This is a genomic window from Methylocapsa acidiphila B2, from assembly GCF_000427445.1.
Taxonomy (GTDB): Bacteria; Pseudomonadota; Alphaproteobacteria; order Rhizobiales; family Beijerinckiaceae; genus Methylocapsa; species Methylocapsa acidiphila.
Genome location: NZ_KE386496.1, coordinates 354720 through 368162 on the forward strand (window position 1 = coordinate 354720; position 13443 = coordinate 368162).

Sequence of the window (13443 nt, forward strand, 5' to 3'; positions counted from 1 at the left end):
TAGTTTTATATTGAATTCATTCATCTTTTTAGCCTCATAGTCCTGCGGCCTTGGTGAGATTGACGCGGAATTTGTCCCGCCGCCGCTGGTAGCGCCGCGTCATCTCGGCCGAGGCGTGGCCGAGCTGCTTTTGGACATAGCGCTCATCGACCTCGGCGGAACTGGCGAGCCCGGCGCGCAACGAATGGCCGGCGAACTTGCGCTTGCGCTCGCCTTCGCTGAGGTCGCCGCGAACGCCAGCGGCGAGCGCGGTCTTCTGCACCAGCCGCGCGACATGCTTGTCGATCAGGCGGTCGGCGGCGACTTTGGTCCCGCCGACCCGGCGGAAGAGGGGGCCATGGCTGATCCGGGCGAACTTGAGCCAGAGTTCAATGGCTGCGACGGGGCAGGTCGCCTCGGACGAGCCGCGGCCGATCTCGACCTCGCGCCAGCCGGTCTTCCCCTTGACCTGAACCAGCGCGCCCTTGGCCTCGATCGCGACAAACCCGCAGCCGTCTTCGGTCTGCCCCGGCCCGCAGTCCAGGCCGACGATCTCGCTGCGCCGCAAACCGCCGGCGAAGCCGAAGAGGAGAATGGCGCGATCGCGCAGGCCGCGCAGGCTATGATCGAGCGTCGCCAGCATGGCCAGCAGATCCTCGGCCAGCACCGCCTCCTTCTGCTCCGGCGGGCGGCCATGCTTGCGGCGGATCCCGGCCATGACCTCGGCGATATGCCGGTCGCTCCGGTCGAGTTTTTGGCCGCGCTGGGCGAACTGCCAGGCGAGCGCCGACAGGCGCCGCTCGATCGACCGTACGGACAGCGGTTCGCCGCGCGCGCCCATGCCGCGCTCGGAGGCGCAGGCGGCGAGATAGAGGCCGATAACTTGCGGGTCCGGGGGCAGGGGAGCAAAGCCCCGGCGGCGGCTCCAGCCGGCGTAATGGCGCCAGTCGGCGGCATAGGCGCGGTTGGTGTTGTCCGCCTTGGCGCCGCGAGCGTAGTCTTTCGCGGTCTCGGCGAGACGTTCGAGGCCAACCGGCAGGCGCGCCGATGTTTCGGACGCGCGCGCCAAGTCCTGGCTCAAGTCCCCGGCCAAGTCCTGGGCCTCCGGCGGGCGGGCTTCGGGGCCGGCCTGCGGCCCAGAAGGCTCGTCCTGGGGCGATTTTTCCGTCATTTCGGCTGGTTTTCCGTCATTTTGGGCGCGTTTTCTTTCGCCCCGAATCAGTGTCCGATAATTGAACATTATCGGACATTAAATGCTGTCGACAAGCCCGGCGGTTAACATCAAATAGAGCTGACAAAGCGCCGCCATGGCTTAAGATCGCGCATGGCCCGAATCGATCCCATTCCCTCCCTTTCCGCACCCGAGCCCGCCGCCGAGCCTTCCCACGAGGCTTCGTTTTCCAGCCGTCGGCGCCCCCGCTCTGCACATGAACCAGCTGCCGAGCCCCGTATCGAACTGACCGATCGAGCTTTTCCAGGATGGGCGAGGAGTTTTGCGAGCCAAAACTCCGAGGGGAGGCTGGGCCAAGGCTCCGCTCGGCGAAGCCAAGGGGAAGGACCAGTCGAGGGGCACGCGGCGTCCCGGCCCGACCATCGAAACACATCGGATCTATCCGATGTGCCATTTGGCCATGACGCTTCGCTCGATGCGGCTTTTTCCGCCGGCGCCGGCCTCGCTCTCTTCGACGCCGCTCTGGCGACGCGACCGCATATTTCCGGCGTCCTGCGGCAGCGTCTGGCGCTGCGCGCCGGCGTCGCTTGCGCCGCGATGATGCGGATGCGCGAGGACGAGCGCGCCTTGCGGGACGCCCAGCATTTCATCAAGGCCGGCGCCGACCCTGGCCCGGCCGGGCGCCTCCACCGGCTGTGGCGGCTCTTCGCGGCGCGGCGGGCGCGGATCGACGGCAAAGCTCTGCGCGCCGCGGCCGATCTCCTGGGCCTCGATGCGCCGGCCTCGATCCAAAGCGTCGATCTCGACCGCCTCGTCGCCGCGCTCGACAGCGTCGCGAAAGACCACCCTAATCCCATCGTCGCGGCGGCCCTGTCGGGATCCGCCACGCTGCAAGCGCTGCCAAATGCGGCGCGCGGCGAGGCCGAAATTCTGGCGCTATGGGTCGCAGATTTGGCGCTGGCGAATCGACTCGGCTGGGATCGGCCGGTTCCGCTCATCGCCGCGTCGATCCTGCATCCGTCGCTGCGCGCCAAGTCGAGCAGAAAACGGCCGCAGCCAGATGATCAAGATTGGCTGTCAAGCTGCGCCAAAGCCTACGCCCGCGCCAGCGCAGAGGCTTATGATCTCGCCAGTGATCTCGCTCGGCGATCCGCAAAACTGCGCTTGGCCGCCTTGAGCCTGCGCGCCAAAGGCGCCGGCCGGGCCGTCGAATTGTTGCTCACTGACGACGTGGTTGCGCCGGCGATGGCGGCGATGGCGGCCGGATTGTCGGATCGCGCGAGCCGTCGCCTATTCGATCGCCTCATCGAACTCGGCGCCGTGCGCGAACTTTCGGGTCGGCCGAGCTTTCGGCTCTATGGCCTATAGCGTTTTCGAGCGAAGCGGGGGCCCTTTGCGTCAAGACGCCGCGGCAAGACAAGGAGTGAGGGCATGAGCCGCCGGAAAAAACGCGAGGCGCGGCCGCTCTTCGATTCCGATCTCGCCGAACTGCCGGAGGGCGCGCGCTGGCGCGAATGGATGGGACGGGTCGAGGCGGCGATTTTCGCTTCGGCTTCGCCGGTGACGCGCGAGGCGTTGGCGCGGCTCGTCGGGCGGGAGTGCAATCTCGACGATCTCCTCGACGACATCGCCGATGAATTGCGGAGCCGCCCCTACGAGCTCGCCGCCGTCGCCGGCGGCTATCAGTTGCGCACCAAGCCGCGCTACGCCGGCGCCATCCGCGCCTTGGGGAATGGGGCCACGGACGGCGGCTTGCCCGAGCTGACGCCGACCGAACTCTTTGCCGTAACCGCGATCGCCTATCTGCAACCCGCCACCCGCGCGGAGTTGTCGCGGCTCGCCGGCAGGGAGGTCAGCCGCGACGTCATCGCCCGCCTCAAACGCCTCGACTTGATCGCCGCGGGGCCGCGCGCGCCCGAACCCGGCGCGCCTTACGCCTATGTCACGACGCGGCAATTCCTCAGCGTCTTCGGATTGGCGAGCTTGCGCGATCTTCCCGACATCGAGCGGTTGGAGGACGCCGGCTTGCTTGACCCGGTCCCTCCCGCCGTCGACCTCGACGGAGTCTTGGGTCTCGGCGAAGAGGACGCGGCGTTCGAAGACGAAGCGGATGACTAGGCTTTCGAGCGGGCGGCTTGCTTGTCCAAAAGGCGGCGCCGCGCATGGACGGCGCCATAGGCCGCCAGCAACGATGTCAATTCGGCCGCGGGTGCGCCGGCTGCGCGCTTGCGACTCCTCGGCGCCGGCTCGTCGTCGATGTCGAGGCGGCGCGCCAGCCGGCGCACCAAAGGTTGCAGGCTCGCGTCGATTCCGCCAGCTGTGACGATGGTCCGGCGCCAGGCGGCGATTATGGGATCGGGATCGGCCCAAAAATGCCTGCGCAATCGTTGGTCGAAGCCGGGCTCGATTCGCGTGAGGCAGCGGAGTCGCTCGGCCGTCGACAGTTTCGAAAATTTCTGATCGCACGGCGGATCTTGCAGAGAGGGCAGGGCGAGGAGCCGCTCGGTCAGCGCGCTCCTCCCCAAGAAGCCTTTCGCCGCCTCGATGCGGACCAGATCGTCGATCAGCTCCGCCGCTTGGCGCGTCGCCGCCGCGAGTTTGGGAGCCTGGGCCCGGCGAAGATCGAATCCGCAGACGGAGCATTGGAATTGGGGAGCGAGAGCGCGTTGGTTGAAGGGCGCGAGACCTTGGCGGCAAGCCGGACAGCGATCGATCAAGCGCCGGCCATGACGTCGGCAGGTCATGACGCTGGCGCGCCGCCAGGCCCGCCGGAAATAAGCCGCCTCGTCGTCGGCGAGGCACTCCGGGCAGAATTGCAGCCACGTCGCGCACATTTGGCCGGCCCGGTCCAAACCGACGGAATGGCGGAGCGGCAGAAGCAAGGGCCGCCAATCTCGGCCTCCGATTGTCATCGCCGCGATCCTATCGCGGCAAACGCCGGTTTGACGATGCAACAGGTTCAGGAGGGTCGCCGGCGCCTCGAGATCGAGCCGCGCCGACCAAGCGCCGGCGCCGAACCCGAGGCAGTCCCCAAAATGGCGCGGCGACAGGCCATGGGCGAGAGCGAGACGATGCTGCCAGCTCGAGAGCAGCTCGTCTTGCGCCGGGACCACCTCCGCCGGCCAGCGTTCGGGCACCAGGGTCGCGAGCCGCGGCTGCACTTCGATCGCGGGGCCGCCATGTTTGGGCAACGGCGGCCTATAGCAAGTCTTGGCGCAGCGGCGCCCTGCGGCGCTCGGACAGCGGCGTGTAACAAAGCGCGGATAGCGTTCGCGGCGTGATCCTCTCGGCGCCGTCATGGATCGCCAGTATGGCGGCGTCGACAAGAATGCGGACCGTCTCGCCGATCAGCCCTTCGGACAGGCCAAACACGCGCCGGGCGAGAGCTTCATCCGACAGATTGGATGGACGCGCGAGCGGCAGCGCCGCCTCCAGCGTGTCGAGCAGCGCCAGATAGGGCTCGCCATAACGCCAGCGCGGCACGGGCAGGGCCTGCAGCCGGCTCGCCATCTCCTGCGTGGCGTTGACGTGATCATAGACGGCGACCTCGCCGATCAGCACTGGCGACACGTCGTATTCCCGGCCGAGGCGCCTCAGAAACGCGAAAATCGCCTCGACGTCGCGCGAACGGCCGCGCAAGGCATTGTGGAATTCATCGAAGATCAGGACGCGGGGCTGCAATTGCTGGAGCAGCGCGTCGACCTGTTCGGCCAGTCTCGAAACCGAGCGAACGGCGGCAGCCGGCGCGCCGAAGCCTGCAATGACGCTCGCATAGAAATGCGCCAGGCCTGTTCCCTCGCGGGTCTGTAAAATCCATGCCTTGCGTTTGGGCGCGGACCCGAGGTGTTGCAGCACGAAACGCTCGGCGATCATCGTCTTGCCATTGGCGTAGGGGCCGACCAGCATCAATCCCTCGGTGCGCAGCGACGCCGGCCGCTCCAGCAACTCCTGGAGCCTCCGATGCGCGGCGAGCGCGGCGTCCGTGCCGATCCAGCGCGGCGCGCGGATGAAGGCGATGCGTTCCGTCGGCGGCGCCGCCAAGAGGGGCCGAATATGGTCGAAAAGATGCTCGGCCACCCGCGTCACCAGTTCTCGATCGGCAACAGCTTCTTGGACCGGACGGGATGGGGCGCGGCCGGCGCGCCTGCCGGCTCCAGGGATTGATGCGGCTTTGCGGCCTCGGCCGCTTTGGCCGAGCGGACGGCGTCGCGAAGTTCGCCTTTTGAAGAACGGGGGGCTTGCGTCCTGGTCGTTCGCGCGGTCGTCACGATCGCGCCGATCTCGCGCGATATCGCGACCTTTTCGGTCGCCGAGCGGGCTTGCGCCGCCCGTTGTTCGCGGCGATCACGCAGATGCTCCCATAAGGTGAGCGGCGTGGTTGCCCCGTCGCGCCGCGCCGCCACGCGGAACGTATTGTCGCCGGGATCGCGCACATAGATGCGGCTGATGTCGCGCGGATCGTATCTGATCTCCAATTTGTCAATTCGGTCGCGTTCAGGGACGAGAACGCCGAGCCAGGGCGCATAATAATGCAGTGCAAACAACTCGACGCCCTGTGGCGTCAGCCGTCGCTGCGCGCCTGGCAGGAAATTGAGCAGCACGGCGTCGGGAGCGTCGGCGCCGCCCGGCAGATCGGCGGCATGGGCGCGCCATTCGGCGAGTGGAACCTTCAAGGTCTTCTCGTTCATCTGGCTGTTGTGATCGATGATGGCGAGCGCCACGCAGCGTTCGAGATCGGCGAAGGTCAGGCAGGCCCGCTTCTCCGATGGATAGCCGTCGCGATCCATGATCGAGCGGCCGGTGGCGCCGTCATGCGTCCCGATCACGCCGTTGAGCTTTCCGAGCAGACGCTCGACCACGCCGCCCTCGTGCACGCGGCCTCGATCGCGGCGCCGGATGGACACGCCATATTCCGCGCAACCTCTCTGGAACGCCTTTCCGCGGAACTCCTTTGCCGAATCCGTGACGATTTGTTTCGGACGTCCGAAGGTCGGCCAATCATGCTCGATGCCGCGCGATTCGAGCCACGCCGCCTTCGGGCAGATGGCGTGGGCGAGGCACAACGCGACCGATAGCGTGCTCGGGGCCTCCAACGTCAGACAAAATCCCAGAACGCAGCGCGAGAAGACATCGACCAAAATGGTCAGATAGGCGCGGCCGACGAAGGCGCCCGCGCCGTCGATCACCTCGACGAACTGGATGTCGGTCGGCGTGTGGTCGATTTGCGTCACGGCGAGCGGTCCGGGCGCGCTGATATAGCCGGGTCGTGGCCTGAGCCGCCGCAGATGGTTCGGATTGGCCGAGCGCCGCTTGGCGATTTCCTCGGGCGTAAACAAGGCCGCGATGCGGCTGCGGACCGCCACATAGGATAGCGGCCATAAGCCTGCCGCTTCGCAGCGCGCCCGGATCTCGCCGACGACTGGAGCCAACGGCGGCGCCTCCAAAACCATCCATTTTTCTCGCAAAGTCGCAGCGATGATCGCCTCGACATTTTCGGCGAGCCTCTTGCTGCGGCCCGCGCCGCGGCGGGAGAGCAACGCCGAAACGGTCCGCTCGAGCCGATATTGCGCAAGCAGCACGTAGATGCGCCGCGTCGAGACCCGGAGCTCCCCAGCGGCGCGGGCGATCGCCGCATTGCGGGGTCCTTCCCCGTCCAGCACTTTGTCCAGCTCGCGGGCGATCAGTTTGGCGTTCCGCCAATTCTCATCGGCAGCGGCGCTCGGAGCCTTCGCCGTGCTTTGGACGCGTGAATTGAAGCGCCGCAAAAAAGCCCCCGGAATTGAATCTCTTAAGCAAAATTGAAGTTTTAAATCAAAAACGCGGCCCTGATAACACTCCAACCTGACGAAATCATTACGCTTTCGCTTGTTGAAGTTTTAAATCAAAACCGACAGCTGCGGGCTATCCCCCAAGACTTTTGTGGGACGCGCTAACCCGAAAATCCCCGTTGGGGTTTCGCCCGAGCCGGTCAATTCCAACAGGCCTATTTCCTTGGAAACACGCCGGTTTCTGGATGGAGATCGGCAATGCGACCAGCGAGGGAGCTGCGGCTCGGCCCAGCCTAATCGCCCCACAAGCCGGCCAGCGTCTCCGACAGGGCAGGGGACCTTGATCCCATCCGTCCCTCACCGCCCGGCGCCCTTGGCTCGGAAACGTGGAGCCGGCGGAGGGCCCAAATTGAAGTCCCAAATAAAAATTGAAGTTCATAGTCAAAAAACAGGCTGCAATTTCGGCCTAACCTCATGGGAACATCAGGGTTTATGGAATTGCAGTCCTAAAGCAAAAGCCACAACTTGGTCGCGCCGCGCTCGGCCTCCGAGTTAGGTGACCGAACGCGGCTGTTATCGGGCCTGGGAATATTGAGAGCGTCGATAGAGCGTCCTTGCGGCAAGGAAACGGATTGTCCGCCAGGCATCGAACGACTTAGTTTTGCCGAGCTTTGCGCGCAGCATAGCGTTGATCGCGCGCCGCCTTGCGCGCGGCCTCGTCCGCGATCACGCGCGCGGCGAGCCCGGCCAGTCTCGCTCCCTTGGCTGCCTGTTCGGCGGCCGTGGCTTCCTCGGCTGCGATCCTCTCGGCTTCCAGGGCGGCTTCGCGTTCAGCCCTTTCGGCGGCCTCGCGGGCGAGCTGCTTACATGTGGCGGCGGCGCGCTGGGCCTCCCGGATTTTTCTCGCCTCGAGGATCGCCTTTCGCTCGGCTTCCCGAGCTAAAACTGCCGGATCGTCGGGCCCCGGTTTGGCTCGAAATTTAGTCAATCGCGCGGCGACAGCATTTACGGCGGCGCTCCGACGCTCAACAAAACCCTTTTCTCTAAAATTGCTCAATGTTCGCCTTCTACTTTTGTCGTTGTGAGGGAGGGTCTAACATGTACCTCAAGACGCCAGGTTTCAACCGAAGTCAAAAGCTTCGCTTTGCCGCGATAGCGACCTCCCTCAGCAAAAGCGACAATTACAGAGCGTAGGGGATGCGGACGCCAGGATCGCCGGATGGGAAATTCTTGACGTCGTGGGTGACCAAAAGCATGGCGCGATCCCGCGCCGACGCCCAGATCACAGCATCGGGCAATTTGATCTTATGCCGCCGGCGCAGACCAACCGCCCGCGCGGCGATCCGCTCGTCGACGCCGATGATCTCAAAGCCGCTCAGAAAATCGCGCGTGATATTTCCTGCGCTCATGCTTGCGATCCTCGGCGCTTAGGGATCGCCGCGCCAAGAGGATGGAGCAAAGGGAGGGATAGCAGCGACAAGCGTCTGATCGGCTCCATCTGGACGCGAGGCAAGAAATCTGAATCCCGCGTGCGAGTTAACCTTTTCGGCCCCATAATTTCTAATAAGATGGGCAGCAAAAGTCTTCGCAGACACGCCGGAATGACATAAGAGGCTGCGGCGATCGATTATGAGGACCAATGCGGACGAACTACGAGGGTCCAAGATATATGCGCGCGAGGACCGCATGGCTGGCCGCTCTGGCTCTCGCTGCGAGCCTTCTTTGTTGCGTTAGAGCGCTGGCGGTCACTCTGGTCCGCGCTGAAACCGGCCAATGGGATCTCTCGCAGGACGGCGCCAACAGGAGCTGCCGCCTCACTCTGCAGGCGGGGCCGGTCACTTCGAGTCGTCGCGGTCTGGGAATGCCCGCCGGCTGCCGCAGAGCGCTCCCGATCCTCGCCAGCGTCGAAAGCTGGAGCCTTGTCGGCGACGATCACCTCGAATTTGCCGACACGACCGGCGAACCGGTGCTCGATTTTACAGAGCAGCCGGAGGGCTACTTCCTCGCCAGCGGCCCGCAGGGTGAGACCTATCGGCTTGTTTCGGTCGAACGCGTGCCGCAAAGGAATCCTTTTGCAGCCAGCCAGAGCGGCGCGAAGCCGGGCCAAGAAACAGGCCAGCAGCCCGTCCAGATTGCGACGAAGGGCAACGCTCCGGGCGGCGCGATTCGTCCGGCTGATGTGGCCGGCCGTTATTCAATTCTGCGCGAAGGCGGCCAGGATGCGGGCTGCATGTTGACCTTGGACGACAAGGAGGCCGGCCGCGGCGGCAACAAGGCTTTGCTCGCGCCCGCCTGTCGCGATCAAGGAATCGTGATTTTCGATCCCGTTGGCTGGCGGATCAGCGGCGGCCGCCTCATCCTTACCGCTCGAAAGGGCCACACCGCAAACCTCGATCTGCAAGCCGACGGTTCCTGGCTGAAGGACCCTAAGGAAGGCAAGATCCTTAGCCTGAAAAAGCAGTGAACTCCCCTCCACGGACTGGCATAGACGGATTGTGCGGCTGCAACTGGGACAGACCGGAGCGCCGCCGATCCCCGGCCACCACATCCAGCAGCACATCTTGTGCGCCGCCTCTTCAGACAAATCGCAAAGATGAATCAGCGAAAATGTCCGCGCTACCGCTGATGCGACAAAATGCTGCGCCACAGCAGGATTCCAAGAAAATAGCCAATCATCCTTGTACGATATAGCGAACCTAACGTCTTTCTATCTGATTGATTCTATCGTTCGGTGTGTTGGTGCCATAATAACGGCGAATTGAGACCGTCAGCTCCGGTCTCCTTGTAGCGTAACTTCGAGCCGCCGTCTCGGCGCCAGCGCGGCGGCATAGGCCTAGGTGCACTTGAGCGTGGTGCTTAAGCTAGAGACCGTCCCGCCGACGACCGGTTTCAAATCGCGGCTCTCAGTCGATAGAGACGACACCTTGACCCCGCGATCTATGAATGGAACGCGCTTGTCAAGCGAACGGCGAACACTACGTTAGTATCTCTAAAGCATAGGAGCGCCTAATATGGCCAAAGTCAAAAATTTGCGCCGTGACATTGAGACATTGAGAGAAACCATCCATCTCCATTGGGAGGATCTTGCGACTCGCAATGTCACCGCCGGCGAACGAGATGAAATTCGTCAGGACATAAGATCGTGTGTAGGCGAATTGGAGAAGCTTCTCCACCGCCTCGATAATTTGAAACCAAAATCTGAAAGCTAAAATTCCTTCGAAAAGTTTCAGACGATCGCTCCTTCCATCCGCATTGCCGCGACACGGCGTTCGGCTGCAACGTCAAGCTTATAGCCCGCCATCCCGTCCCATGGCCGCAAGGCGCAGGCCCTTGGTCACAAATTTATCGTCGGCCATGTTATCGGCTTCGGGAAGCTTCGCAACCGTCGCGGGAGCGGAAATGCTTGCCTCGCCCCACTCGACTCACGATCCCTTATTTCCAACAGGGAGAAACAGGTCAGAGCGGCTGGCGTCCGCCTGGCATCCGACCTTCTCACATAGTCAAGGATAGGCCATGGCCGATACGAACGTCCCGCTATCGCTCCTGCCGGCCCACATCGAAGAGACCGTCCGCTCTATCGCGCGGCTCCACGGCGAGCACCACCAGAACACCACGCCCCTTCAACGAACCGTCGATCGCATGACGGCCTTGGTGGGTCGCCCTCAATTCATCGGCGTGTTGACCGCCATCGCGGCCGGTTGGGTCAGCCTCAATCTGTTCGCCGCCGCGCTTGGCTTTCGCCCTATCGATCCACCTCCCTTCTCGGGGTTGGCAAGCGCGGTGTCGCTGGTGTCGCTCTACATAGTCGTCTTGATCCTGGCGACCCAGCGGCGCGAGTATCAACTTGCCCAACTCCGCGAGCAGCTGACCTTGGAGCTGGCGATCTTAAGCGAGCAGAAAACGGCGAAGGTGATACAGCTACTGGAAGAGTCCCGTCGGGATAATCCACTCATTCGCGACCGGGTGGATCAGGAAGCGGACGCCATGGCTCAGCCTGCCGACGCACAATCGGTGCTCGAAGCGATCAAGGAGAGCCACGCCGAGGCGGAGCAGATCAGCGGCCGCGCGGAAAATCCATAGGGGCGGGAGACCCGCCGCAACCTGTAAAGCCAAGGTTGAGCAGACGGCTATGTCCGAATGTCATGACTTCAATCAAGCGCAACCAACGAACCGCTTCGGAGCCGCCTGGGACATGGCCTCCGCCGTCTAGGACATCGCGCTTTGTCGCTCCCACAGAAAGCGGCTTACCTTCGAGCCCAAGACGACCCTTCCCGCGGACAATCCTCGAACATTTGCTGATCAGAGGCGTCAGCCTAAGCCGCAGGCAGCCAATCGAGGATCTAGGTCGGATCGTGATCACCGCCTCCAGAGATCCAAAGTCTGGTCGTCCCCCCACGTCATGCGGGAGACAATACCCCCTTTCGATGGAGCGCCGCCGCGTTCAGCGAGACTAACGACATAGAACGAGTTCGTCTGAATCGGCGCGTTAATTCAGGGAGATCATCATCAGTCTCCATTGAGATGCCAACGCTGGGTTCATAGTGCTGTCCGAGATCGCCAAGCGCCTCGCGCGGATGTCCGGGTCGAGGGCCTCAGCTCTGGCTTCGCGAACCCAACACGCGGGGCGGACGCTGCGTGACTACCGCCACCTTAACGGGCGTCAGTGCGCCGATCAGATCCTTAACAGTCTTGGTCTTAGTCGCTGCGGCGGAGCAATTAGACTGGCTGACTGCGATGAAGGCGCCTACCCCCGCGCCCGCGAGAAGGCGACGTAAGTGAAGACAACCTGCAAGCCTCCAGCCCGCGGCCGACGCCAGCGGGCGGCCCGCAGCAGCATCTCGTCGGGCTGATCGGTCACATCCGCCAGCGCTTGAGCCAGAAAGTCGAATGTTAAATTGGAATAGAGCGCTACGGCGCCACGCCAGGTGCGCGCAACAGCGGATCACCCCTTTGCTTAACTCGCGATTCCGCTGTCAAATCGTCCTCACCACGCCAAATCCCGGCAAATTCCAACTCCACCCAGAATGATGACTTGAGCAGTCACCTTGGCCAGACGCGGAACTCCAGTCCTATGCATCGCGCGCAATGCTTCGTCCCGAAGTCATTTCCTTACATGGCTCATCACCCCAATCAGCAAACCCGCGGAAAATGCGGCGAGCACCGACAAGAACGGATAGACCGTGCTCGTCGTAGCGGAGCCCTGCTCGGGGACGAGTTCGGAAATCGACGCGGTCAATTTTGTGATGTCGCCGCGCAAAGCCGCCAAATCCGCAGCGAACGTCTGCGAGACTTTCTCGGTAGTCTTGATATCAGACACCTTGTTCTCCTGGGTTTCACAAAATTGGCTTGAACGCCGCTGTCATAAAAGGGCTGCGGCGCCACTTGAGGAGCCAACGAGACGAAAGGCTCGGGGATCCCACCGAAGCTAGCGGCGAGGACTGCAGTCCAATTATTTGGCGCTGCTTCTTTTTCGCTGATGGCGAGCGATCCATGTTTATACTGATCTCCCAAGCCCGACGAAAGTCTGATGGAACCCATAAGATCGTTGCCGACGAGAATCCTAATGGCTCGTTGAAATTGCTTGAAGCCAAGCATCGGACCGACGCGGAGTTTGATCAATGCCCGATCAAATTGTTCGAGCGTTTCGAGTACTGAAGCTGGGTTTGCTAGCCACGGGAATGCGCACCGTGGACTCCTCCAGCCGCCTCGTTCGAAGGCGGACAGCCATCGAGCGTAATATTGCACCCAGTCGGATAATTTTGACGCAATCCCGCCGCTGAATCCGATCTGTTGTCGGTCACCAATTCGAAATGAAGTCGACTACCTGAGCCGGCCTACGGTTCTCTCTGTTTGCTCCCCGTAGGTCGGGAACTACGGCACTTCCCCTCGTAGATCATCAATGAGGAGAATGGAATGCCGGGGGAAGCGAGAACTGACGATGCGACAATTGCGATAATTATTGCGGCATGACATGATAAAACGATCCACAATGCCCAACCGAAAAAGGGCGAAGGAACAATCATACCCGTCATCCGCATGCAACAGCGAATTCTTATCGTGGAAATCCGCCTAACCTCCCGGCGTCCAGTGGTCGTGTGGATCATTCAACCGGATCATCCGCGGACACTTTTTCACCAAAATGCACCGCTAGCGGGCGTAAGCGCCTAACTCTTGCCCAGCCTAGGACTTGACCGAACTCAACAGCGTTCTCTGTAAATGAGTTTTAACGCCCCACTGAAGGCGGCCGCCTAACGGAGAATCTCAACATCCTCCGCCAATCAGCCTACAAGACGCTGTCCCTCATCCCAACCTGCCAGCCCGGATATAAATGCAGTCGCCGCGTCGCCGACGCAGATCTTTTGAGCTCGGCGGCGGAGGAATTGGCCTCCCGCTTGTCAAAAGCCACGCTCGGACGCGCCTGCGTCGCCGTCCTGCTACGCCCCTCTTGCTAAGGACACCCCCGCCGATTTGACCGATTACTTCGGCGAGGGCTGTGCTCACACTTGTCCGATTGCGAGAGGGCGA

The 13443-nt window shown here is 62.8% G+C and carries 12 protein-coding genes; 5 read left to right on the forward strand and 7 right to left on the reverse strand.

Annotated elements, in window-relative coordinates; all coding sequences use genetic code 11:
- Positions 1–34: 34 nt before the first annotated feature.
- Entirely contained in the window at positions 35–1150 is a 1116-nt protein-coding gene (locus METAC_RS0102900) for a tyrosine-type recombinase/integrase (protein WP_084143891.1), read from the reverse strand.
- 447 nt (positions 1151–1597) lie between these two features.
- Between METAC_RS0102900 and METAC_RS25615 the strand changes: the two genes are divergently transcribed.
- Both METAC_RS25615 and scpB read left to right on the forward strand, forming a co-directional pair.
- Positions 1598–2518 carry a DUF1403 family protein gene (locus METAC_RS25615; RefSeq protein WP_026605882.1) on the forward strand — a complete coding sequence of 307 codons (921 nt, stop codon included), beginning with the start codon at positions 1598–1600 and terminating at the stop codon, positions 2516–2518.
- 63 nt (positions 2519–2581) lie between these two features.
- A complete protein-coding gene (gene scpB / locus METAC_RS22060) occupies positions 2582–3268 on the forward strand; it encodes an SMC-Scp complex subunit ScpB (RefSeq protein WP_036255245.1) in 687 nt (228 codons plus the stop codon).
- Here scpB and METAC_RS22065 read toward each other — a convergent pair.
- The 5 genes from METAC_RS22065 to METAC_RS22070 all read right to left on the reverse strand — a co-directional run bounded on the left by METAC_RS22065 (position 3265) and on the right by METAC_RS22070 (position 8327).
- Positions 3265–4341, reverse strand: a complete 1077-nt coding sequence (locus METAC_RS22065) for a TniQ family protein (protein WP_051335332.1) — start codon at positions 4339–4341, stop codon at positions 3265–3267. The two genes, scpB and METAC_RS22065, sit on opposite strands and share 4 nt — an antisense overlap.
- 7 nt (positions 4342–4348) lie before the next feature.
- The gene (locus tag METAC_RS0102920; RefSeq protein WP_026605883.1) at positions 4349–5227 is read right to left on the reverse strand and encodes a TniB family NTP-binding protein; all 879 of its coding nucleotides are present in this window, start codon (positions 5225–5227) and stop codon (positions 4349–4351) included.
- A 5-nt stretch (positions 5228–5232) separates the two neighbouring features.
- Positions 5233–6915, reverse strand: coding sequence for a Mu transposase C-terminal domain-containing protein (locus tag METAC_RS0102925; protein ID WP_036255246.1), 1683 nt, complete (start codon positions 6913–6915; stop codon positions 5233–5235).
- A 658-nt stretch (positions 6916–7573) separates the two neighbouring features.
- Positions 7574–7975, reverse strand: a complete 402-nt coding sequence (locus tag METAC_RS26985) for a DUF6481 family protein (RefSeq protein WP_084143420.1) — start codon at positions 7973–7975, stop codon at positions 7574–7576.
- A 124-nt stretch (positions 7976–8099) separates the two neighbouring features.
- Entirely contained in the window at positions 8100–8327 is a 228-nt protein-coding gene (locus tag METAC_RS22070; RefSeq protein ID WP_051335333.1) for a PIN domain-containing protein, read from the reverse strand.
- Between the two features lie 260 nt (positions 8328–8587).
- Between METAC_RS22070 and METAC_RS25015 the strand changes: the two genes are divergently transcribed.
- The 3 genes from METAC_RS25015 (at position 8588) to METAC_RS25020 (ending at position 10998) form a co-directional block, all read left to right on the forward strand.
- Positions 8588–9382, forward strand: a complete 795-nt coding sequence (locus tag METAC_RS25015; protein ID WP_198017152.1) for an AprI/Inh family metalloprotease inhibitor — start codon at positions 8588–8590, stop codon at positions 9380–9382.
- A 547-nt stretch (positions 9383–9929) separates the two neighbouring features.
- Positions 9930–10127 (forward strand): hypothetical protein, encoded by a 198-nt coding sequence (locus METAC_RS26235; RefSeq protein ID WP_156898082.1) that lies wholly within the window; start codon positions 9930–9932, stop codon positions 10125–10127.
- 304 nt (positions 10128–10431) lie between these two features.
- Positions 10432–10998, forward strand: a complete 567-nt coding sequence (locus METAC_RS25020) for a DUF1003 domain-containing protein (RefSeq protein ID WP_051335335.1) — start codon at positions 10432–10434, stop codon at positions 10996–10998.
- 1021 nt (positions 10999–12019) lie between these two features.
- Here the strand turns inward: METAC_RS25020 and METAC_RS22085 are convergent.
- Positions 12020–12235, reverse strand: a complete 216-nt coding sequence (locus METAC_RS22085) for a hypothetical protein (RefSeq protein ID WP_036255248.1) — start codon at positions 12233–12235, stop codon at positions 12020–12022.
- Positions 12236–13443: the final 1208 nt, after the last annotated feature.